We start from the raw sequence: 21,603 nt of genomic DNA, 5'->3' as shown, positions 1-21,603 counted from the left end.
GGACTAAATAAATGAATGAGTTTTCCATCCTCTGTCGCGTACTGGGTTCTCTCTATTACCGCCAGCCGCAGGATCCGCTGCTGGTACCGCTGTTTACCTTGATCCGCGAAGGCAAGCTGGCCCAGAACTGGCCGCTTGAGCAGGATGAGTTGTTGCTGCGTCTGCAAAACAGCTGCGACATGCAGCAGGTCGCAGCCGACTACAATGCGCTGTTTGTTGGGGAAGAGTGCCGCGTGTCGCCGTATCGCTCTGCCTGGGAAGAGGGCGCGACCGAAGCCGAAGTGCGCGCATTCCTCTCTGAACGCGGGATGCCGCTGACCGATACCCCAGCAGACCACCTCGGCACGCTGCTGCTGGCGGCCTCGTGGATTGAAGATCATGCGGCGGAAGATGAAAACGAGGCGCTGGAAACCCTCTTCGGGGAGTACATCCTGCCCTGGTGCGGGACGTTCCTCGGGAAGGTTGAAGCGCACGCCACTTCATCTTTCTGGCGCACCATGGCGCCACTGACCCGCGATGCCATTGCCGCAATGTGGGATGAGCTACAGGAAGAGAACGAAGAGTGATTTAGATCACTATCTGAATGTAACGGCAAATCTCAATTTGCATATTATGTGTTCCTGATCTCATTTCATGGCCGCGTATCTGTTAAGATGCGCGCCATGAACATTCTACTTTCTATCGCAATCACGACAGGCATCCTCTCCGGTTTATGGGGCTGGGTTGCCGTCTCTCTCGGACTCCTCAGTTGGGCGGGCTTCCTTGGCTGCACGGCCTATTTCGCCTGCCCGCAGGGTGGCGTGAAGGGGCTGTTTATCTCCGCCTGTACGCTGATGAGCGGCGTGGCGTGGGCGATGATTATCATCCACGGCAGCGCGCTGGCACCCCATCTGGAAATCGTTGGCTACGTTATGACCGGCGTGGTGGCGTTTTTGATGTGTGTTCAGGCAAAACATCTGCTGCTCTCGTTTGTGCCCGGCACCTTTATGGGGGCCTGCGCTACTTTTGCAGGGCAGGGGGAGTGGCGGCTGGTGGTGCCTTCGCTGGCGCTGGGGCTGGTGTTTGGCTACGCCATGAAAAACAGCGGCCTGTGGCTGGCTGCGCGCAGGGAGAAAACGCGAAACGTCACGGCGTTGAGCGAATAAAAAAGGCGAGACCAAGGTCTCGCCTTTTTAATGCGCTTTCTGTCAGGATTCTGGCGGCGTCGACATCTCGCGGTATTTCACCAGAATATCGTTTTTCACTTCATTTTTGTTTTGCAGGTCCCACAATCCGCGATCGATACCGTCGTTAATCAGGAAGATCACCCCGGTTTCGATAGCAGACATCAGGCAGAGCATGACCGGCTCGTTAGAGGTATAACCGATTTCGCCCTCCAGCAGACGCTGGTAGTCGATGAAACGGAACACCCCGGCCTGCACTTCATACGAGAGAATGGTTTTGCTGGTGGTCACGGATGACAAAATCTCGCCGGTACTGACGTTGACCACACGCAGGTTCACCGCAATCTGGTCAAGCTGGTACTGCGTATCGCCGCCAATACCGAAATACCGGGCCCCCACACCGCCCGATTTCACGTTACTTTCGTAGCCGATAATCGAACCTTCTACCATCACGTTCGCTGCTGTAAGCGAATGCAACGGAATACGGTTGTTCATCGCCACGGTACCGTTATCCTGCGCAGCACGAATGATCTTACGCTCGTTGAGCAGGTTTTGCAGCCCCTGACGTTCCAGAGGAATAAACCAGCGAGAATCTTTTAACGCAGTAACCAGCATGGCGGTGGCGCTCTGCGGTACAGCCGTTGAGAAGTTACTTGCCGGATACGGTTTAAATTGCCCGGTTTCATCCTGAATATTATAAACCGACACGTAGATCTTACCCGTTGGCAATGGCAATTTGGTTAAATCACGATAGCTCTGGGCGCGAGGCATTAATGTCGGTTTCGCTGCTTCTTTTGGAGGAGCAGTTAAACAGCCGCTCAATAAGCACACTGCAACAAGGAGGAGAAAGCGCTGCATGATTATTATCCTTATCTCGACATTATTTAAAAGTCGGTAGAACCGCTTTGCAAGCCAGCAACCTGAATGGTGGACGTTTTCCCCGTTTTGCGGTCTGTCACGTTCAGCTGCATTTGTCCGTCCGCATTGGCAATGTCGACAATAAAGTCGCTGGTCACCATACGGCCGGGTTTGCCGGTATTAATATTGGTCAGCAGCCCGCCCAGAACCTGGGCCTGGATTGCCTGGGTAAAGTTATCCAGCGCGCTCGGGGGTTCAATCCCGAAGTCGTCAGAGCTTGGATCCGTATAAGAGTTTTGTGCCTGGGCCGAGTTTAAAAGAAAAGAACCGTTATTAGGGTTTCCACCAAAGTTCGGGTTGCGGAACTGGAAGGTCATATTTCCGGCCCAGCTCAGAGATGGAATAAGCATTAAAGCTACAACTGCATGGACAACACGCATGGATGCCTCCGAATTAAAATTCGTCTGGTGCTAAATCGCCCGTACCCAGCAGAGCTTTATCGATCTGCAGGCGATTTAATGCCTCTTCGGTTTGAGCCAGAGCAAAGACCACATTTTTATCCAGGTCAGTTTTCGTGGGGAATAAAAAGGTCTGGAATATAACGTCCTGATTAACCGTTATGGTGATCCAGCTTCCCCAACGTGCGCTGGGCCGTTCATTGATAGTTAAGTTACCGGGATAATCACTTTCCCATTTGTCGCTGAAGCCGCGATAAAAAGCATGGCCGACTGCCGAGACGGTGTGGTCAGTTAACAATCCCGGGATCTCTACTTCAACCGCATGAAGATTCCCGGCAGCAAGCCATAAGCCTGCTGCGGCAATCCAACTCACTGTGCGTTTCATACTGTTAACGCCTGAGGTTATCATTCGCCCATGAAACCGCCTGAGTCCGGTTTTTGACAGCTATCTTCTTGAAAAGATTGTAAAGATGGGTCTTAACCGTATTTTCGCTGATAAATAACGAACGGGCGATTTCAATATTTGAAGCACCGATACGTAATTTATTCAAAATCTCTTTTTCGCGATGGGTCAGCAAAGCGGACTCTGAACTGTTATAGCGATAATTTCCGGAGTGCGTTATGAGGTAGCTGGCAAGTTTCTGCGAAAAGTAACATTCACCACGCAGAACCCCTTGCAGGCCTTCAACCACGCGGGTTTCGTCCTCATTGACATAAAAGACGCCATTGATGTGTGGCCAACTTTCAATATCCCTGAAGGGGTATTCTTCCGGCGTATTTAACAACAACACACGGATATTGTTGTTTTTCCTGCTTAAAATATCTTGCCAGTATTGGATAAGTTTTTTATCCGCTTCCATCATATCGAAAAGAATAATGCTACCAGGCGCAATGTCATCGAAAGAGCGTTGAATGCTATGCAATTTTCCGCTCAACGTTAAACTATGCTTTAAATGCTGTAGTAAAGCTGTCGCTTGTAAAGAAGGTTTGGTCACTAACAATAAAGTCTGACCATGCAAGCTTTGGACTTCATTAAACATGATGAAACCCCTTTTTATGAAACACCTGGCAGCTGCCCCCAATATATTATTGGGGGCACCAGAAGTACTGACAGATGTTGCACTGCTGTGTGTAGAAAAAAGACCATATCCCTTAGAGAGAAGGGAGAATTAATTCGCAATGCCGAACTTCTGTTTTCAATCTAGCTTTAACGTTTTTTAAAGCAAGTGTTAAACGTGTAACAGGATGTAAAAATCAATATTACTTTGTAAAAAATGAGTTCATGAATTGATTAAGAATCATCAAAAAGTTGTACATTACGATATTGATGCACACATTTTAAAAATCATACAAATTCACTCAAGTGATTGATTGTAATGATTAATGTAAATTGAAGGCTATTAGCGATAAGGTATGAGACAGGGCAAAACGCTAAGCCTATTTTTACGGTAATGCTGCCAACTTACTGATTTAGTGTATGATGGTGATTTTAAGGTGCTTGCGTGGCTTCCATTTCCATCAGATGTCCTTCCTGCTCCGCTACTGAAGGCGTGGTGCGTAACGGCAAAAGCACTGCCGGACATCAGCGCTATCTCTGCTCTCATTGCCGTAAAACATGGCAACTACAGTTCACTTACACCGCCTCTCAGCCCGGTACGCACCAGAAAATCATTGATATGGCCATGAATGGCGTCGGATGTCGCGCCAGTGCACGCATTATGGGCGTTGGCCTCAACACGGTTTTACGTCACTTAAAAAACTCAGGCCGCAGTCGGTAACCTCGCGCATACAACCGGGCAGTGATGTGATTGTCTGCGCTGAAATGGACGAACAGTGGGGCTACGTCGGTGCTAAATCACGTCAGCGCTGGCTGTTTTACGCGTATGACAGGATACGGAGGACGGTTGTGGCGCACGTCTTCGGTGAACGCACTCTGGCCACACTGGAGCGTCTTCTGAGCCTGCTGTCGGCCTTTGAGGTCGTGGTATGGATGACGGATGGCTGGCCGCTGTACGAATCACGCCTGAAGGGAAAGCTGCACGTTATCAGCAAGCGTTACACTCAGCGCATTGAGCGACATAACCTGAATCTGAGACAACATCTGGCAAGGCTGGGACGGAAGTCACTGTCGTTCTCAAAATCGGTGGAGCTTCATGACAAGGTCATCGGGCATTATCTGAACATAAAACACTATCAGTAAGTTGGAGTCATTACCTATTTTTACAATATGTAAACGTCTTAAGAAATCACGGACTTTGTCACGCAATCATGGATATATTCCGTTTCCTCTCCTCGGGACCAGACGAAACGGCAAATCCACGCATTTGAGGTTTTCCATTTTTGCAAAGGGAAAATGGCCCTTGCTAACCCCCTGTAAAATCGTTGTATCGCCACGGTATTTAATTTTAATTAATACTTTGGGGTGAACGGAAGAATAAAAATACAACTGGCGGGTGAGATATTAAAATTGTTTCGGCAGACATACTCTTCATCGTAACGCCGGGTTAACAAAATATTTGCTCTTGTTAACGCAGTTATTATACCACCAGGTCCAGGGTGATAACATGAAGAACAAGTTGTTATTGATGTTGACATTACTGGGTGCACCTGGATTTGTTTTCGCAGCGACTGATTTAGCTTCGGCAGAATACAATTTCGCGGTTAATGAGCTGAGTAAATCCTCATATAACCAGGCTGCAATCATTGGACAAGTTGGCGTAAATAATAACGCTAACGTTCAACAAAACGGCCAGAAACTGTTGTCTGTCGTTTCTCAGGAGGGCGGAAATAATCGGGCGAACATTGATCAATCAGGGAGTTATAACCTTGCTTATATTGATCAAAAAGGGAACTCGAACAATGCGAGTATTAATCAAGGTGCATATGGTAATACCGCAGTGATTATTCAGAAAGGTTCTGGTAATAAAGCGAATATTACGCAGTACGGTACGCAAAAAACGGCAGTTGTAGTACAGAGACAGTCGCAAATGGCAATTCGCGTCATCCAACGCTAGCTATTGAGCGATAATTAATCAATCCGATGGGGGCTTTACAATGAAACTTTTAAAAGTGGCAGTAATTGCAGCAATCGTGGTTTCTGGCAGTGCTATGGCTGGTTCTGTTCCACAGTGGGGTAATAACCATGGTGGTAACGGAAATAACAACGTCAGCCCAGAATCGCTGACCGTTTATCAATATGGTGACCGTAACAATGTGGACGCTTTGCAAAGCGATGCACGTGGCTCTGAAATCACCGTTCGTCAGAATGGCTTCGGTAACGATGCCGATCTGTCTCAGGGTGCTGACAGCAGCGAAATCAGCCTGACCCAGCGTGGCCAGGGTAACGAAGCAACCATCAGCCAGTGGAGCGGTCGTGACCTCTCTGCGACTGTAAGCCAGTCTGGTGGTCGTAACGAAGTCGATCTTCGTCAAACTATGAACGGCGCTTCTGCTAACATCACTCAGGTTGGCTTCGGCAACACCGTGACTGCTGGTCAGTACTAATACTGCCGCTGTACGTCGAAAAAACAGGGCTGAGGCCCTGTTTTTTTTTGGGAGATGATAATGAATACACTTTTATTACTTGCCGCGCTGACCAGTCAGATTACCTTTCAGACCTCCACCGAAGGTGAGAACGTGACCATTATTCCTCAGGTGACCGTCACGGAACCGTGTTTATGCCAGGTACAAATCCTCACCTCGCGCAGTGGCCCGGGCGGGCAGAGCACCTCGCGTCAGCAAAACACCGTCTCGTTACCGGCAAATAAAACGGTCAATCTTTCCCGTATGACTCTTAATTCCGGACCCAATGACAAGATAAACGTTATTGTGACGGTCTCGGATGGTAAGTCGTTGCATCTGTCGCAACAGTGGCCACCGTCGAAAGCCTGATGTTTAAAACATTTACAAAATCAATACATTGATTAAAGTGGCGCGGATGTTATTCCATTGTTATTCTCATGTTGCTGGTGTCGTCGATGCCAGTCGACAGCCCTCCATGAAGGGCGTTGTTTAAGCGTCAGGGACGATTATCGTTGAGGATTACACTGATGGTTTCGTCCCGTATCACCCTGGCCGCAGCCTTTGTTGCTGCGGTTACGCTTACCCCAATCTGCACGGCCAATGTCATCCATTTTATCGGACGGATTGTCGAAGATCCCTGTAATGTCACGCCTGATGTGCGCGCCTTAACCGTCTCCTGTCCGCAGAACAATAATATGTCTGTTCAACAGGTCAGCTATAAAGATGCGCTCGAGGGCAGGGTGAATGCCGCAGATCTTGCCACTGTCAGCATGAGGTACATCAACCCTGAAAAATCGCTCGCCATTGTGCAGGTTGACTACCGCTGAGGCTGGGCCGTTTTCTCTCAACCGGACTTCCACAACCCAACCTCTGCGATACACTTAAGAAAAAACGGTATGCAGAGGTTGATTATGTACTCCCGAATTGAAGTCTTTCATGGTGATATCACCACGCTGCATGTGGATGTGGTGGTTAACGCAGCCAATCCTTCTTTGATGGGCGGTGGTGGCGTGGACGGCGCCATTCATCGGGCTGCAGGCCCCGCCCTGCTGGAGGCTTGTAAGCTGGTGCGCCAGCAGCAGGGCGAGTGCGCCCCGGGGCAGGCGGTGATTACGCTTGCCGGAAACCTGCCCGCCAAAGCGGTGATCCACACCGTTGGCCCCGTCTGGCACGGGGGGGAGCATCACGAAGCGCGGATTCTGGAAGAGGCCTACCGCAACAGCCTGAACCTGGCGGCGGCCAACGGTTATCAGACTCTCGCCTTCCCGGCAATCAGCACTGGCGTTTATGGCTATCCCCGTGCGGCGGCGGCTGAAATCGCCGTTAATACGGTTTCGGATTATCTCACCCTCAAGCCTCTGCCGGAGCGGGTATACTTTGTCTGCTATGATGAAGAAAATGCCCGACTATACAAGCGACTGCTTACCCAGCGAGGACAGGAAACCGACGCATAACACGCGACTTGGACGCGCGATTGCACCGGTCAGCTCTGCACATCCCGGCCTTTGTGGGCTTCTCCCTCTTGATAACAGTCTCGACGCCTTCGCCTGCCGTTACCGGCTGGTGGAGATGGCAGAAAAGACGCTGGATGTGCAGTACTACATCTGGGAAGACGACATGTCAGGACGCCTGTTGTTTTCCGTCTTATTGTCCGCCGCCATGCGCGGTGTCCGCGTGCGTTTGTTGCTCGATGACAACAATACCCAGGGGCTGGACAGCATCCTGCGCCTGCTGGACGCGCATCCCAACTTTGATGTCCGGCTGTTTAATCCCTTTTCGTTCCGCTCCCTGCGCGCGCTGGGTTATCTCACCGATTTTGCCCGTCTCAATCGCCGGATGCACAACAAGAGTTTCACCGTGGACGGCGAGGTCACCATTATTGGCGGGCGAAACATCGGTGATGCCTATTTTGGCGCAGGCGAAGAGCCGCTCTTTTCCGATCTGGACGTGATGGCCACAGGCCCGGTGGTGCAGGATGTGGCCAATGATTTTGAGCGCTACTGGAACTGCGCGTCGGTCTCCACGCTCCAGCAGGTGCTGGAACTTTCCGAGGCGGAAATTGAAGACAAAATTCATCCCCCGGAGGAGTGGTATCGCGACGACATCACCCGTCGTTATCTGGATAAATTACAGTCCAGCGACTTTATTACCAACCTTGAGGCGGGCAAATTGCCGCTGATTTGGGCTAAAACCCGGTTACTCAGCGACGATCCGCGTAAAGGGCAGGGCCGGGCAAAGCGGCACTCGCTGCTGCCCCAGCGCCTGATGGGGGTAATGGGCTCGCCGTTGCAGCAAATCGATATCATCTCCGCTTATTTTGTCCCTACCCGGGCGGGGGTGGCGCTGCTGTTGCAGATGGTGCGCAAAGGGGTGAAAGTCGCCATCCTCACCAACTCGCTGGCAGCGAACGACGTCTCCGTTGTGCATGCCGGTTACGCCCGCTGGCGAAAAAAGCTGTTGCGCCACGGCATCGAGCTATATGAACTAAAGCCCATTCAGGATGGCGTACCGCCGGCGCACGATCGCGGCATCACCGGGAACTCCGGCTCCAGCCTGCATGCCAAGACGTTCAGCGTCGACGGCGAGAAAGTGTTTATCGGTTCACTCAATTTTGATCCCCGTTCAACCATGCTCAATACCGAGATGGGCTTTGTTATTGAAAGCGAAAAGCTGGCAAGGATGATCCACACCCGGTTCGTGCGCAGCCAGCGCCATGAAGCCTGGCAACTCCGGTTGGATAAAATGGGACGTCTGAACTGGATTGAGCGTAAGGAGGGGCAGGAGATCGTGCATAAAAAGGAGCCCAAAACCCGCTTCTGGCAGCGGATGCTGGTGCGTCTGGCCTACTGGCTGCCGGTAGAATGGCTGCTGTAATGACGCGCCGGTTCAGCGACCGGCGCGCAACGGCTTAGCTGGTGACCTGTGGCGTTTTTTCCGTTTTGCTGGCTGGTTTGCCGGAAAAGAGAAAGCGCAGCAGCGGAATACGCAGATGAATTTCATACAGCACAATCGCAATACCCACCACAAACACCAGCCCACAGATAAAGCCCAGCAGATTTGAGCTGATATGCGGCGTAATGTAGGCGCCAAAGAACAGCGTTAACGGATGGTGCACCAGATAAATGAACAGCGAGGCGTTGACGAAATAGGTGACGCGCGCCGATTTAAAGTTCAGCAGGCGGTGACCTAGGGCAAAGACCACGTTCACCATCCACAGCCCCTGCAGCATGGTGATCACGCTTTCGGTTTCATACATCCAGGCATCGCCGCTGCCATAACGCTGGTTGAGCAGATAGGCAACAAACGCCAGTAGCGCGCCGAGCGTACAGCCGCGTGACGGAGTAGTAAACAGCGCTTTCAGCTTCGGATGCACAAACGCCAGGGCGCCAATCAGGAAGAAGGGCAGGTAGAAGAGCGTCTGCATCACCACAAAGTTAAACAGGCCGTCGCTGAGGATCGGTGACCAGACGATTAAAAGCGTGCGGCGCAGCGCGGCATAGAGAATACCCAGGATTAAAAACAGTACCGACAGCTTGCCCCAGGTAATATCGGCAAAAAACGCCTCCGACCGGGCGCTGAGATGATGGCGCATGCGGCTGAAGAGCCACAGGCTGACCGTGGTCATCACCACCAGCACCAGCAGGAACCACAGGTGAGAAACCAGTTCCCAGGCGAGGGTGTTGTATTTATCGTAGAGCGACAGGGTGTGCCAGCTCTCCGCTTTGCCTTTGACATGTTGCAGCATAATGAATTGCGGCAGCGTCAGCAGGGGAATGGCGGTAAGCATCGGAATACCGACGCGTTCCACGCGCACTTTCCACCAGCGCTTGAGCGGATAGCGCAAAAAAAGCATGTAAGAGAAGTAGCCCGAAATAACGAAAAAGACCTGCATCCGGAAGGAGTGGATAAAATCGTTAAACAGCGTCAGCCACCACGACGACTCTGCACTATTGACGTGCCAGACGTGGCTCGAATAAATCAAGGAAATATGAAACGGGATCCCCAGCAGCATGAGCCATGCCCGGATGGAATCAAGGAAATATTCGCGTTGTGCGGGTACGGTACTCATATGACGTTGCGCATTCTCAGACTTTTCGTCTTATCCCTAAGACCAATAGTGTTTACATTCGGTGCCAACCCTACACGAAGTCTGACACACTGTCTCCAGGATAAGCACGCAAAGTGAAAACGGGTTACTTTCACTTGCTTAAACCATGAGCCAGCACGCTGAACAAAGCGGTGATTATGTTGTCGGAATGCCTGATTTTCCATTAAAATGGATCGGATCGATATAAGCACACAAAGGGGGAAGTGCTTACTTATTATGAAACATAAACCACAAATGATGAAAATGCGTTGGTTAGGAGCGGCAGTCCTGTTGTCTCTGTATACCTCATCGGCCCTGGCCTTTACCATCGACGACGTCGCAAAACAGGCAAAATCGATGGCCAGTAAAGGGTACGAAGCGCCAAAAAGTAACTTACCCTCCGTTTTCCGCGACATGAAATATGCGGACTATCAGCAGATCCAGTTTAATCACGATAAAGCCTACTGGAATAAAATAAAAACCCCGTTCAAGCTCGAGTTTTATCATCAGGGGATGTACTTCGACACGCCTGTCACCATTAATGAAGTGACCTCTAACGCGGTACGCAAAATCAAGTACAGCCCGGACTACTTTAATTTCGGCAATGTGCAACACGACAAAGACACCGTGAAAGATTTGGGCTTCGCGGGCTTTAAAGTGCTTTATCCCATCAACAGTAAAGATAAAAACGACGAAATTGTCAGCATGTTGGGGGCAAGCTATTTCCGTGTGATTGGCGGCGGCCAGGTTTATGGCCTCTCTGCGCGTGGTCTGGCGATCGATACCGCTCTGCCGTCCGGGGAAGAGTTCCCACGCTTTCGCGAGTTCTGGATCGAGCGTCCAAAACCAACCGACAAGCGCCTGACCATCTATGCACTGCTGGATTCCCCGCGCGCAACGGGCGCCTATCGCTTTGTCATTATTCCTGGCCGCGATACGGTGGTCGACGTGCAGTCTAAAGTCTATCTGCGCGATAAAGTCGGTAAACTGGGCGTTGCCCCGCTGACCAGCATGTTCCTGTTCGGGCCAAACCAGCCTTCTCCTGCCACCAACTTCCGCCCGGAACTGCACGACTCTAATGGTCTGTCGATTCTTGCTGGCAACGGTGAGTGGATCTGGCGTCCGCTGAACAACCCGAAACACCTGGCGGTAAGCAGCTTCAGCATGGAGAACCCGCAGGGGTTTGGTCTGCTGCAGCGTGGCCGTCAGTTCTCCCGCTTTGAAGATCTGGACGATCGTTACGATCTGCGCCCAAGCGCCTGGATCACCCCGAAAGGCGAGTGGGGCAAAGGCAAAGTTGAGCTGGTAGAGATCCCAACCAACGACGAAACCAACGACAACATCGTCGCGTACTGGACGCCGGACCAGCTGCCGGAAGCCGGTAAAGAGATGAACTTCAACTACAGCATCACCATGAGCCGCGATGAAGACAAGCTGCATGCGCCGGAAAGCGCGTATGTTCTGCAGACCCGCCGCTCAACAGGGGATGTGAAACAGTCCAATCTGATCCGCCAGGCTGATGGCACCATCGCGTTTGTTGTCGATTTCACCGGCCAGGATATGAAGAACCTGGCGCCGGAAACCCCGGTCACGGCTCAGGCGAGCATTGGTGACAATGGTGAGATCGTTGAGAACAGCGTGCGTTATAACCCGGTCACCAAAGGCTGGCGTTTAACTCTGCGCATTAAAGTGAAAGACGCGAAACAGCCGACTGAGATGCGTGCCGCCCTGGTCAACGCCGATCAGCCGTTGAGTGAAACCTGGAGCTATCAGCTACCTGCCAATGAATAAGATAACTGAGTATATCGATGCCATGCCGCTGACCGATATCGAGAAGGCGGCACTGCCGAAGGGTGACATCAGCGCGGTTCACACCGCGCTGGATGCCGATCATCATCCGTTTACGCGTGAAGATGATACCCCGCTGGGCTCGGTTAAAAGCCGTCTCGAACAGGCCTGGCCCGATTCACTGGCCGAAGGCCAGCTGATCCGCGATGACGAAGGGCGCACCCAGCTTGAGGCGATGCCGAAAGCGACGCGCTCTTCCATGTTCCCGGATCCCTGGCGCACCAACCCGGTGGGCCGTTTCTGGGATCGCCTGCGTGGCCGCGACACCAATCCGCGCTACCTCTCTCGCCTCTCTAAAGAGCAGCAGGCCAGTGAGGAAAAATGGCGTACCGTCGGCAGTATTCGCCGCTACATCCTGCTGCTGTTAACCATTGCACAGACCGTCGTCGCTACCTGGTATATGAAGACGATCCTTCCGTACCAGGGCTGGGCGCTGATCAATCCGGCCGATATGTTCGACCAGGATCTGCTGGTCTCGTTTATGCAGCTGCTGCCTTATATTCTGCAAAGCGGCATCCTGCTGCTGTTCGCCATTCTCTTCTGCTGGGTATCGGCCGGTTTCTGGACTGCGCTGATGGGCTTCCTGCAGCTGCTGATAGGCCGGGATAAGTACAGCATTTCGCACTCTACGGTGGGGGATGAACCCCTCAATCCTGAACACCGTACCGCGCTTATCATGCCTATCTGTAACGAAGATGTGGATCGCGTTTTTGCCGGCCTGCGCGCCACCTGGGAGTCGGTGAAAGCGACCGGTAACGCCGAGCACTTCGACGTTTACATCCTGAGTGACAGCTACAATCCGGACATCTGCGTGGCTGAACAGAAAGCGTGGATGGAGCTTATCGCTGAAGTGCAGGGCGAAGGGCAGATCTTCTACCGCCGTCGTCGTCGTCGCGTGAAGCGTAAAAGCGGTAACATCGATGACTTCTGCCGTCGCTGGGGCAGTCAGTACAGCTATATGGTGGTGCTGGATGCCGACTCGGTGATGACCGGTGAGTGTCTGACGGGCCTTGTGCGCCTGATGGAAGCGAACCCGAATGCCGGGATCATTCAGTCTTCGCCGAAAGCGTCGGGTATGGACACGCTCTATGCGCGTTGCCAGCAGTTTGCGACCCGCGTCTACGGGCCGCTGTTTACTGCCGGTCTGCACTTCTGGCAGCTGGGTGAGTCGCACTACTGGGGGCATAACGCCATTATCCGCGTGAAGCCGTTCATTGAGCACTGTGCGCTGGCGCCGCTGCCGGGCGAGGGCTCGTTTGCGGGTTCTATCCTGTCGCACGACTTCGTGGAAGCGGCGCTGATGCGTCGTGCCGGTTGGGGGGTGTGGATCGCCTATGACCTGCCGGGCTCTTATGAAGAGCTGCCGCCGAACCTGCTGGATGAGCTGAAGCGTGACCGCCGCTGGTGTCACGGGAACCTGATGAACTTCCGTCTGTTCCTCGTGAAAGGGATGCACCCGGTACACCGCGCCGTGTTCCTGACTGGCGTAATGTCCTATCTCTCTGCGCCGCTGTGGTTTATGTTCCTGGCCCTGTCGACCGCCCTGCAGGTGGTACACGCCCTGACCGAGCCGCAGTACTTCCTGCAGCCTCGCCAGCTGTTCCCGGTCTGGCCGCAGTGGCGTCCTGAGCTGGCGATAGCGCTCTTTGCCTCGACGATGGTGCTGCTGTTCCTGCCGAAGCTGCTGAGTATTGTGCTCATCTGGTGTAAGGGCTCGAAGGAGTATGGCGGATTCTTCCGCGTGACGCTCTCCCTGCTGCTGGAGGTATTATTCTCCGTGCTGCTGGCGCCGGTGCGTATGCTGTTCCACACCGTCTTCGTGGTCAGCGCCTTCCTCGGCTGGGAAGTGGTCTGGAACTCGCCGCAGCGTGACGATGACTCTACGCCGTGGAGTGAAGCCTTTATGCGTCACGGCTCGCAGATGCTGCTCGGTCTGGTCTGGGCTGTCGGGATGGCGTGGCTGGATCTGCGCTTCCTGTTCTGGCTGGCGCCGATTGTCTTCTCGCTGATCCTCTCCCCGTTTGTGTCGGTGATCTCAAGCCGTTCAACGGTGGGGCTGCGCACCAAACGCTGGAAGCTGTTCCTGATCCCGGAAGAGTACTCTCCGCCGCAGGTGCTGGTGGATACAGACAAGTATCTGGAGCTCAACCGCAGCCGTTCGCTGGAAGATGGGTTTATGCACGCGGTGTTTAACCCGTCATTCAACGCCCTAGCCATCGCTATGGCGACTGCCCGTCACCGTGCCAGCCGCGTGCTGGAGATCGCCCGCGATCGTCACGTTGAGCAGGCGCTGAACGAGACGCCGGAGAAGCTGAACCGCGACCGTCGTCTGGTGCTGCTAAGCGATCCTGTCACCATGGCGCGGATGCATCATCGTGTCTGGGCCGCCCCGGAGAAATACTCTTCGTGGGTGAACTATTACCAGACGCTGAAGCTGAATCCGCAGGCGTTGAAAGCGAAGTGATGCGTCGGGTGGCGCTACGCTTACCCGGCCTACAAAATCTGTAGGCCCGTGCAAGCGCAGTGCCGACGGGCAAATAAATACCGGCTCTTGAGCCGGTATTTTTATCTTTCGAGGTACTGGATGAGATTTTTCATCGTCATTACGATGGCGCTCCTGCTGAGCGGCTGCGGCAGTATTATCAGCCGGACGATCCCAGGGCAGGGACACGGCAATCAATACTACCCGGGCGTGCAGTGGGACGTTCGCGACTCCGCATGGCGTTACCTGACGGTGCTGGATCTGCCGTTCTCATTGGTCTTTGACACGTTACTGCTGCCCATCGACGCTCAGCACGGGCCCTATGAGTAATTAACGCTCATCCCACTCATCCGCTGCGGTTTGCCCCTCTTCGGTATCCAGCGGCGGCTCGAGCTGAAACTCACCCTCATCCCATTCATGCAGGGTGTTCTCTTCCAGCCACTCCTGACGCAGCTCAATCTCGTCATAATCGCCATCAAACACCGCCTGAGCCGCTTCGCCGCTCAGTACGGGCAGGCACTCGCCGTCTTCGCCGTCATCGGCAAAAAATTCGGCCTGCCACATAATGTCCCCATCCTGCATGACATATTTCTGGATATTGAGTTGCTCAATATTCGCGTCATCTTCTTCAATGCCGGGATTATCAGCGAGGAACTCCTCGCGCGCGGCATCAATCGCTTCCTCTAGAGTGGCAAACATAGTCATCGGCGTCTCCCTGTGATTTGACATGGTGTTCAGGGAAAGGATAGCTGATTCTCCATAATTGCAAGTATGAAAGCCGTAAAACCTTCACGAAGTTGTCTTAATCGGGCGCAGAGACCTTATCCTGCCCGGGAACCGCTCGAGGCTGGCGAAAGGCGCGCGACAGACTCACCCATGAGTAAAAGGCGTTAAACATCACCACGCAGGCGGTCACAATAAACACAGCCCGGAAACCGTAGCTGGCGGCAATACCGGCCCCGAGGAGCGGGCCGGTGACGTTACCGATATCGCGGAACGACTGGTTATAGCTGAAGATGCGTCCGGCTATCTGATTGGTGGAGTTATAGACCAGCAGGGTCTGCACCGCAGGCAGCAGGGCGCCATCGGCCGCCCCGAGTAAAAAGCGCAGAACGCCCAACTGCCACGGGGATTGCACAAATGACATCGGGATGAGGAGTAGCACGGAGATCACCAGCGCGACGATCAGGATCCTTTCCGGACCAATCCGATCGCCCAGTTTCCCCAGCCGCGGGGCGCTGATCAGGGCAGCTACGCCAGGCACCGAGGCAATCATGCCGCTGATAAAGGCGATATTGCCCACGTGCCCGGCCAGGTCGCGCACGTAGAGCGTCAGGATCGGCGCAATGGAGCCGGTAGCGACCTGAATAATCATGGTGGTGACAAACAGGCTGATGACCAGGCGAGGGTTTTTAAGCGAGGCAAAGACCTCGCGGGCATGCAGCATCTCTTTTTTCGGCACCGGGGTAAAATTTTCCCGAATGCAGAATAAGGTCACCAGGAAGCAGGCAAACAGAACGCCCGCGGTGATAAAAAATACTGGCCGCAAACCGTAGCTATCCGCCAGTAATCCCCCGGCCAGCGGGCCAAGCAGGGCACCACTCACCGCACCAGTGGAGAGGGTTCCCAGCGCCCAGCCGCTTTTATGACGGGGGATCTGCGTGGCGATGAGCGCGTTGGCATTGGGTACAAAGCCGCCCAGCAGCCCCAGCAGCGCGCGTAACACCAGAAACTGCCAGATGTTTTGCGCCAGCCCCATCAGCAGCATGATGATGGCCATCCCCAGCGCCGAACGCAGCAACATAATTTTGCGCCCTTTGCGGTCGGCCAGCCCACCCCAGAACGGTGAGGCGATGGCGGAGAAGAGAAACGTGATGCTGAACACCAGTCCGGACCACATATTGAGCGCGCTGTGGCCGCTGACGCCGAGTTGCTCTACATAGAGCGGCAGAAAAGGCATCACCAGGCTAAATGCGGCACCCGTGAGAAAGCAGCCCAGCCAGGCAACCATGAGGTTCCGCTTCCAGTTTATTGGCGTTTCTGAGGGAGACATAGCTATCCGCGTTATGATGCGCAGCGGCATCATTATAAAAGAAAGTAATAAGCCTGCTAATTATGCGCCTGGGTGATGGGTGCTGCAATGACGGTGAGCATTATAAGCTTAAAGGGAAGTGCGGCCCGTAGGCCGCAGAGGAAGATTAATAGCGGGAAGGCACGCCTTCAGGGCGGGTTTTAAAGCGACGATGCAGCCACATATACTGTTCCGGTGCCAGCAGGATGCATTTCTCAACCACGCGATTCATCCACGCGGCGGTGGTTGTCGCATCGTCCAGCGGCGGAGAACATTCCGGTTCCAGCATCATCAGTTCATAGCCCTTGCCGTCAGGTTTGCGACGCGGCACAAAAGGAACAATCGCCGCGTTCGACAGACGGGCCAGGGTCCATGTCCCGGTGGTGGTTGCCGCCTCGTCGACCGCAAAGAAGGGCACAAAGACGCTGGCGGTCGGGCCGTAGTCATGATCCGGCGCGTACCAGATCACCTCACCGGATTTCAGGGCGCGGATCATGCCCTTGAGATCTTTACGGTCGATCATGCTCTTGTTGGAGCGCATCCGGCCCCAGGTTTGCAGCCAGTCGATCACCGGGTTGTCGTTCGGGCGATAGACCCCAATACCGGGCGCCTGCATACCAAACATCCGCGCGCCGATCTCCAGGGTCAGAAAATGGACGCCGATCAGCAGAACGCCGGTTTTATTGGCCTGCAGATTGTGCACCGGATCCATGCCGGTACCGGTCACTTCCGTCCAGCGCGCCATGCGCTTATTGGACCAAAACCAGGCCATGCCGGTTTCCATCAGCCCCATGCCGACGGATTCAAAATTTTTCACCACCATGGTGTCACGCTCATGCTCGCTCATCTCCGGAAAACAGAGTTCCAGATTACGGCGGGCAATGCGGGCGCGGCGGGACATAAAGCGCATCGCCAGTCGACCCAGGCCGCAGCCAATGCGGTAGATCAGCGGGTAGGGCAGCTGCACCAGTAACCATAATAAACCGATGCCAGCCCAGGTCAGCCAGTAACGAGGATGTAGAAGCGCAATGGAAAATTTAGGTAGTTGAGTCATGTCGTTCCTGTTTGTGATACGTCCTGTTGGCGTAGTGTCGCATTTTTCCATTGATAACCAAAATGCATCGCTATGGAATGGTCATGAATAGAGCAAATGTTATACCCTCAGCATTTTAACGTGAGAAATGTAGCGCAAAATGAAGGGATGTAAATTCCCAATGTTTGCTATATGATGCCGACCGATTTTCATTCTCATACGATTGCAGGAACCGTACACCATGCCAGTGTTACACAACCTCATTTCGAACGAAGAGCTGAAAGCGCGCATGTTGGCTGAAACCGAGCCGCGCACGACGATCTCGTTCTATAAATATTTCACCATCGTTAACCCGCAGGCGACACGCGACGCGCTGTACAAGGCGTTAACCGCGCTGAACGTCTTTGGCCGTATCTATCTGGCCCATGAGGGCATCAATGCTCAGATCAGCGTGCCTGAAAGCAAGGTCGATGAGCTGCGCAGCTTCCTTTATGGCTTCGATCCGGCTCTGGACGGCCTGCGCCTGAACATTGCCCTGGACGATGATGGGAAATCTTTCTGGGTGCTGCGCATGAAAGTGCGTGAGCGCATTGTGGCGGACGGCATTGATGACCCGACCTTTGATGCCAGCGACGTGGGCGATTACCTGAAAGCGTCAGAAGTGAATGCCATGCTGGACGATCCTGACGCCGTGTTTATCGATATGCGTAACCACTACGAATATGAAGTGGGCCATTTCGAAAACGCCCTTGAGATCCCGGCAGATACTTTCCGTGAGCAGCTGCCAAAAGCCGTTGAGATGATGCAGGAGCATAAGGACAAAAAAATTGTCATGTACTGCACCGGCGGGATCCGCTGCGAAAAAGCCAGCGCCTGGATGAAGCACAACGGCTTTAACAAGGTGTGGCATATCGAAGGCGGGATCATCGAGTATGCCCGTCGCGCCCGCGAGCAGGGGCTACCAGTGCGCTTTATCGGCAAGAACTTCGTCTTTGACGAGCGGATGGGGGAGCGCATCTCTGATGATGTGATCGCCCACTGCCATCAGTGCGGCACCGCCTGCGACACCCATACCAACTGCAAAAATGACGGTTGTCATCTGCTGTTTATTCAGTGTCCGGCCTGCGCTGAGAAGTTTAACGGCTGCTGCAGCGAGCTGTGCAGCGAAGAGAGCATGTTGCCTGAAGAGGAGCAGCGTCGCCGCCGTGCCGGGCGTGAGAATGGCAATAAGATCTTTAATAAGTCGCGGGGGCGTCTGAATACCCGCCTGGGCATTCCTGACCCGGAGTGACCCTGAAACCTCGCCCGGTCGCCTGACCGGGCGAGGGCATTATTTCTGCTGAACCCCTTCTACCGAAATGATCAGCTCTACGTCCTGCGACGCCGGGCCCAGATCGGTCGTGATGTTGAAGTCTTTCAGGTGAATTTTACCTGATGCCTCAAACCCGGCGCGTTTCCCGCCCCACGGATCGTCACCCTGACCAATCAGTTTTGCATCCAGCTTAACCGGTTTCGTTACGCCGTTCAGCGTCAGGTTGCCGGTAATATCCAGCCCGTCACCATCCTTTTTCACCTCGGTAGAGGTGAAGGTCGCCTGCGGGTATTTCGCCACGTTGAGGAAATCTGCGCTGCGCAGGTGCTTGTCGCGCTCGGCGTGGTTGGTATCCAGGCTGTTGGTGTTCAGGGTCACGTTGACCTTATCATTCGCTGGATTGCTCTCATCAAAGGTGAATGAGCCATCGAAATCCTTAAATGTGCCGTACAGCCAGCTGTACCCCAGATGCTGAATACGGAAGTTCACAAAGGCGTGCTGGCCTTGTTTATCAATTTTGTAATCCGCTGCCACGGCGGCGCCGGTGGTGAACAGCAGAGACGCTAAGGTTAATCCCAGCAGGCTTTTCTTCATTTTATGCTCCAGAGTCAGGGGACGCTTTGCCCAACATACGTGTCAGGGTGGCGTCTTTGTCGATAAAGTGATGTTTTATGGCGGCAAGGCCATGTAATACGGAGAGAATGACTACGCCCCAGGCCAGCCATAAATGCACGGTTCCGGCCAGATCGGCCTGTGGGCCGGCATCGGCCAGCAGGGCGGGCACGTCAAACAGGCCGAAGACACTGATAGGTTTTCCGTCGGCGGTGGAGATCAAATAGCCGCTGATCAGGATGGCGAAAAGCAAGGCGTAGAGGGCGATATGCGCGACGGCCGCGCTAATACGCGTAAAGCGAGTCTGGCTTTTCAACGCCGGCGGAATAGGGGAGACATGGCGCCACAGCAGCCGCACCACCAGCGCCAGCATCAGCATAAAGCCGATGCTTTTGTGCAGCTCAGGTGCCTGGTGATACCAGCCATCGTAATAGCTCAGGGTCACCATCCAGAGGCCAAGACCAAACATGCCGTAAACCGCAATCGCCATCAGCCAGTGCAGACTCATGGAAATAACGCCATAGCGTGTGGGGGAATTTCGCACCTGCATTTTGAGCACCATTATTTATTCGCAAGCGCTAAAAATGGCGTGGGGAAAACATTAATGCAAATGATATTTACACATATTCAATATTAATTTTACTTGTTCAATTATTTTGAATTAAAAATAGAAGTTATAGTCAATTACGCTGTAAAGGATTTCCAGGATTGGCTGATTTTTGGCGGGTTAAGACGTTTTTATGATGTTCAAATAATTTATTGCGAAATTATAGTTATTTTAAGAAGTGTCAATTTTTGTCAATGAATCTCATCAGAAAAATACAATATAAAGGATATCGAGGATTGCCAACAGCGACCACAGCAAAATATAGAGCATCAGGTGCTCGCGAATATTATTGACCAGATAGCTAACGATACGACGCATGAATATACCGGTAAAAGGATGAAAGAAAGGCTTCGGAAACCCGAAGCCTGACACCATTATCGGCTAAAGCGAGACAGGGAGAAAGACGTGAGATCAAACGGCGGGGCGATCTGCTGAGAAAATTGTGCGGCAATCTCACCCAGCACGCTGGCGAATTTGAATCCGTGCCCGCTCAGGCCGGTGATCAGCAGCGTATTATCATGGCCCGGCAGGGTATCAATGATGAAATCTTCGTCCGGCGTGTTGTCATAGGTACAGGCTGCTCCGTGTAACAGGCCGCCGATACCCGGCAGTACGTTGCGCAGGAATTTAAACGCTTCAGAGCCATCGCCAGGATTCGCGCCAAACGGCTTACGCTCTTCCGGCGAGTTAATCACCTGCCCGCCGTTGTGTTTGCCGATCTTCAGGGCATCTTTCTCGGACGGGAAGCCGTAAAACTGGTCACCGTCAGGCAGCTCGCCGGTAAAGGCAGGGAAGTGATTCTGATGGCTGTAACGGCCGTCGGACTGGAACCAGGAGAAGACCTTGCGCACCGGCTGGACAGGCAGACCTGGCACCAGACGTGAAACCCAGGTGCCGGCGCTCACCAACAGGCGGCTTGCGCTGTAGGGGCCTTCCGGGGTGTCAACGGTGACGCCGTCGTCATGATGGGTAATGGCGGTAACCGGGCAGTTAAACAATTGGGCGCAACCCGCCTCTTTCGCCAGTGCAATCCAGGTTTTAATGGCCAGTTCGCTGCGCAGTACCCCGGATTCGGCCTCAAACAGACCGATATAATCTTCGGGCACCTGGATTTCAGGCCAGCGCTTCATTACCGCCGCCGCGTCCAGCCGCTCAAGATTGAGATTGAACTGGCGGGCGCTCTGCTCAACGTTCGCCAGGAATGACGAATCGGATGGCCCAAGATTGACCACGCCCGTGCGTTCAAAGACCGGCTCACCGCTGATTTGCGCCAGTTCATCCCACAGCGCCTGCGCCCGTAACACCAGCGGCACATAGCGTTCACCTTCGCCGTAAGCGTGGCGCATCAGACGGGTATCGCCGTGGTGACTCCCTTCGGTGTGGGGCGGCATATGGGCATCGATCATCAGTACGTTCTGACCGGCTCGCGTTGCGTAATAGCCTGCCGCCGCGCCGACAGATCCGCTGCCAATAATAATAAGATCGTATTTCATGAGGCTCTCTTTACGCGTTTCGTTGGTTAGCAGGGTAATTAAGAAGGCAGGGTTATA

At 53.6% G+C, this 21,603-nt stretch carries 25 protein-coding genes; 13 read left to right on the top strand and 12 right to left on the bottom strand.

The genetic code is table 11. From position 1 onward, the window contains the following. Positions 1 to 11 precede the first annotated feature (11 nt). Positions 12 to 566, top strand: a complete 555-nt coding sequence (locus tag DVA44_RS15310; RefSeq protein WP_103179043.1) for a molecular chaperone — start codon at positions 12 to 14, stop codon at positions 564 to 566. 96 nt (positions 567 to 662) lie between these two features. Further along, complete coding sequence (locus tag DVA44_RS15305; RefSeq protein WP_210405517.1) at positions 663 to 1,145, top strand: DUF1097 domain-containing protein; 483 nt, start codon at positions 663 to 665, stop codon at positions 1,143 to 1,145. Between the two features lie 42 nt (positions 1,146 to 1,187). Here DVA44_RS15305 and csgG read toward each other — a convergent pair whose 3' ends face one another. The 4 genes from csgG to csgD are packed head-to-tail and all read right to left on the bottom strand — an operon-like array spanning position 1,188 to position 3,519. Continuing rightward, positions 1,188 to 2,021 carry a curli production assembly/transport protein CsgG gene (csgG, locus tag DVA44_RS15300; RefSeq protein WP_039032323.1) on the bottom strand — a complete coding sequence of 278 codons (834 nt, stop codon included), beginning with the start codon at positions 2,019 to 2,021 and terminating at the stop codon, positions 1,188 to 1,190. Between the two features lie 26 nt (positions 2,022 to 2,047). Then, on the bottom strand, positions 2,048 to 2,461 hold the full coding sequence (gene csgF, locus DVA44_RS15295) for a curli production assembly/transport protein CsgF (RefSeq protein ID WP_114387449.1): 414 nt from the start codon (positions 2,459 to 2,461) through the stop codon (positions 2,048 to 2,050). A gap of 13 nt (positions 2,462 to 2,474) precedes the next feature. Continuing rightward, positions 2,475 to 2,864 carry a curli production assembly/transport protein CsgE gene (gene csgE, locus DVA44_RS15290; RefSeq protein WP_103823678.1) on the bottom strand — a complete coding sequence of 130 codons (390 nt, stop codon included), beginning with the start codon at positions 2,862 to 2,864 and terminating at the stop codon, positions 2,475 to 2,477. Positions 2,865 to 2,868: 4 nt separating this feature from the next. Beyond that, positions 2,869 to 3,519: a biofilm master transcriptional regulator CsgD gene (gene csgD / locus DVA44_RS15285; RefSeq protein ID WP_114387448.1), complete on the bottom strand. Its 651-nt coding sequence runs from the start codon at positions 3,517 to 3,519 to the stop codon at positions 2,869 to 2,871. 462 nt (positions 3,520 to 3,981) lie between these two features. On the opposite strand from csgD, the gene DVA44_RS15280 reads away from it, so the two are divergent. The 7 genes from DVA44_RS15280 (at position 3,982) to DVA44_RS15245 (ending at position 8,875) form a co-directional block, all read left to right on the top strand. Beyond that, a protein-coding gene (locus DVA44_RS15280; RefSeq protein WP_094106546.1) for an IS1 family transposase occupies positions 3,982 to 4,679 on the top strand; the annotation gives its coding sequence in 2 pieces (ribosomal slippage) (positions 3,982 to 4,231 and positions 4,231 to 4,679; 699 coding nt in all). A gap of 364 nt (positions 4,680 to 5,043) precedes the next feature. Continuing rightward, positions 5,044 to 5,493, top strand: a complete 450-nt coding sequence (gene csgB / locus DVA44_RS15270) for a curli minor subunit CsgB (RefSeq protein WP_103823680.1) — start codon at positions 5,044 to 5,046, stop codon at positions 5,491 to 5,493. Between the two features lie 40 nt (positions 5,494 to 5,533). Next, positions 5,534 to 5,983 carry a curli major subunit CsgA gene (gene csgA / locus DVA44_RS15265; protein WP_114315365.1) on the top strand — a complete coding sequence of 150 codons (450 nt, stop codon included), beginning with the start codon at positions 5,534 to 5,536 and terminating at the stop codon, positions 5,981 to 5,983. Between the two features lie 60 nt (positions 5,984 to 6,043). Further along, positions 6,044 to 6,370, top strand: coding sequence for a curli assembly chaperone CsgC (gene csgC / locus DVA44_RS15260; protein ID WP_103823682.1), 327 nt, complete (start codon positions 6,044 to 6,046; stop codon positions 6,368 to 6,370). A gap of 158 nt (positions 6,371 to 6,528) precedes the next feature. Next, a complete protein-coding gene (locus DVA44_RS15255; protein ID WP_246843580.1) occupies positions 6,529 to 6,828 on the top strand; it encodes a type 1 fimbrial protein in 300 nt (99 codons plus the stop codon). An 84-nt stretch (positions 6,829 to 6,912) separates the two neighbouring features. Further along, on the top strand, positions 6,913 to 7,455 hold the full coding sequence (gene ymdB, locus DVA44_RS15250) for an O-acetyl-ADP-ribose deacetylase (protein ID WP_103823683.1): 543 nt from the start codon (positions 6,913 to 6,915) through the stop codon (positions 7,453 to 7,455). Next, positions 7,391 to 8,875, top strand: a complete 1,485-nt coding sequence (locus DVA44_RS15245; protein WP_168194521.1) for a phospholipase D family protein — start codon at positions 7,391 to 7,393, stop codon at positions 8,873 to 8,875. The genes ymdB and DVA44_RS15245 overlap by 65 nt, the downstream gene beginning before the upstream one ends. A gap of 34 nt (positions 8,876 to 8,909) precedes the next feature. Here DVA44_RS15245 and mdoC read toward each other — a convergent pair whose 3' ends face one another. Continuing rightward, the gene (gene mdoC / locus DVA44_RS15240; protein ID WP_114387446.1) at positions 8,910 to 10,070 is read right to left on the bottom strand and encodes a glucans biosynthesis protein MdoC; all 1,161 of its coding nucleotides are present in this window, start codon (positions 10,068 to 10,070) and stop codon (positions 8,910 to 8,912) included. 273 nt (positions 10,071 to 10,343) lie between these two features. Between mdoC and mdoG the strand changes: the two genes are divergently transcribed. The 3 genes from mdoG (at position 10,344) to DVA44_RS15220 (ending at position 14,748) form a co-directional block, all read left to right on the top strand. After that, positions 10,344 to 11,879 carry a glucans biosynthesis protein MdoG gene (mdoG, locus tag DVA44_RS15230; protein WP_139157105.1) on the top strand — a complete coding sequence of 512 codons (1,536 nt, stop codon included), beginning with the start codon at positions 10,344 to 10,346 and terminating at the stop codon, positions 11,877 to 11,879. Next, positions 11,872 to 14,400, top strand: a complete 2,529-nt coding sequence (gene mdoH, locus DVA44_RS15225) for a glucans biosynthesis glucosyltransferase MdoH (RefSeq protein ID WP_103179055.1) — start codon at positions 11,872 to 11,874, stop codon at positions 14,398 to 14,400. The genes mdoG and mdoH overlap by 8 nt, the downstream gene beginning before the upstream one ends. Before the next feature lie 120 nt (positions 14,401 to 14,520). Beyond that, positions 14,521 to 14,748, top strand: coding sequence for a YceK/YidQ family lipoprotein (locus DVA44_RS15220; protein WP_114387444.1), 228 nt, complete (start codon positions 14,521 to 14,523; stop codon positions 14,746 to 14,748). Here DVA44_RS15220 and DVA44_RS15215 read toward each other — a convergent pair whose 3' ends face one another. From DVA44_RS15215 to DVA44_RS15205, 3 genes are all read right to left on the bottom strand, one after another. Further along, the gene (locus DVA44_RS15215; protein ID WP_039032335.1) at positions 14,749 to 15,123 is read right to left on the bottom strand and encodes a MysB family protein; all 375 of its coding nucleotides are present in this window, start codon (positions 15,121 to 15,123) and stop codon (positions 14,749 to 14,751) included. A 97-nt stretch (positions 15,124 to 15,220) separates the two neighbouring features. Continuing rightward, a complete protein-coding gene (gene mdtG, locus DVA44_RS15210) occupies positions 15,221 to 16,471 on the bottom strand; it encodes a multidrug efflux MFS transporter MdtG (RefSeq protein ID WP_114387443.1) in 1,251 nt (416 codons plus the stop codon). A 145-nt stretch (positions 16,472 to 16,616) separates the two neighbouring features. Beyond that, complete coding sequence (locus DVA44_RS15205; RefSeq protein ID WP_114387442.1) at positions 16,617 to 17,543, bottom strand: Kdo(2)-lipid IV(A) acyltransferase; 927 nt, start codon at positions 17,541 to 17,543, stop codon at positions 16,617 to 16,619. Positions 17,544 to 17,763: 220 nt separating this feature from the next. Between DVA44_RS15205 and DVA44_RS15200 the strand changes: the two genes are divergently transcribed. Then, positions 17,764 to 18,813 (top strand): rhodanese-related sulfurtransferase, encoded by a 1,050-nt coding sequence (locus tag DVA44_RS15200; protein ID WP_103823690.1) that lies wholly within the window; start codon positions 17,764 to 17,766, stop codon positions 18,811 to 18,813. Between the two features lie 39 nt (positions 18,814 to 18,852). Here the strand turns inward: DVA44_RS15200 and DVA44_RS15195 are convergent, their stop codons facing one another. The 4 genes from DVA44_RS15195 to solA form a co-directional block, all read right to left on the bottom strand. Next, complete coding sequence (locus DVA44_RS15195) at positions 18,853 to 19,428, bottom strand: YceI family protein (protein ID WP_103179061.1); 576 nt, start codon at positions 19,426 to 19,428, stop codon at positions 18,853 to 18,855. A 1-nt stretch (position 19,429) separates the two neighbouring features. Continuing rightward, on the bottom strand, positions 19,430 to 19,996 hold the full coding sequence (locus tag DVA44_RS15190) for a cytochrome b (protein ID WP_114388433.1): 567 nt from the start codon (positions 19,994 to 19,996) through the stop codon (positions 19,430 to 19,432). A 261-nt stretch (positions 19,997 to 20,257) separates the two neighbouring features. After that, positions 20,258 to 20,371, bottom strand: a complete 114-nt coding sequence (locus DVA44_RS15185) for a YceO family protein (RefSeq protein WP_103823691.1) — start codon at positions 20,369 to 20,371, stop codon at positions 20,258 to 20,260. Positions 20,372 to 20,427: 56 nt separating this feature from the next. After that, positions 20,428 to 21,546 (bottom strand): N-methyl-L-tryptophan oxidase, encoded by a 1,119-nt coding sequence (solA, locus tag DVA44_RS15180; RefSeq protein WP_114388432.1) that lies wholly within the window; start codon positions 21,544 to 21,546, stop codon positions 20,428 to 20,430. Positions 21,547 to 21,603: the final 57 nt, after the last annotated feature.

The organism is Leclercia sp. W17 (genome assembly GCF_003336325.1).
GTDB lineage: Bacteria > Pseudomonadota > Gammaproteobacteria > Enterobacterales > Enterobacteriaceae > Enterobacter.
Note: the sequence above shows the minus strand (reverse complement) of the source record. Positions and strands in the feature narration are given on the sequence as shown.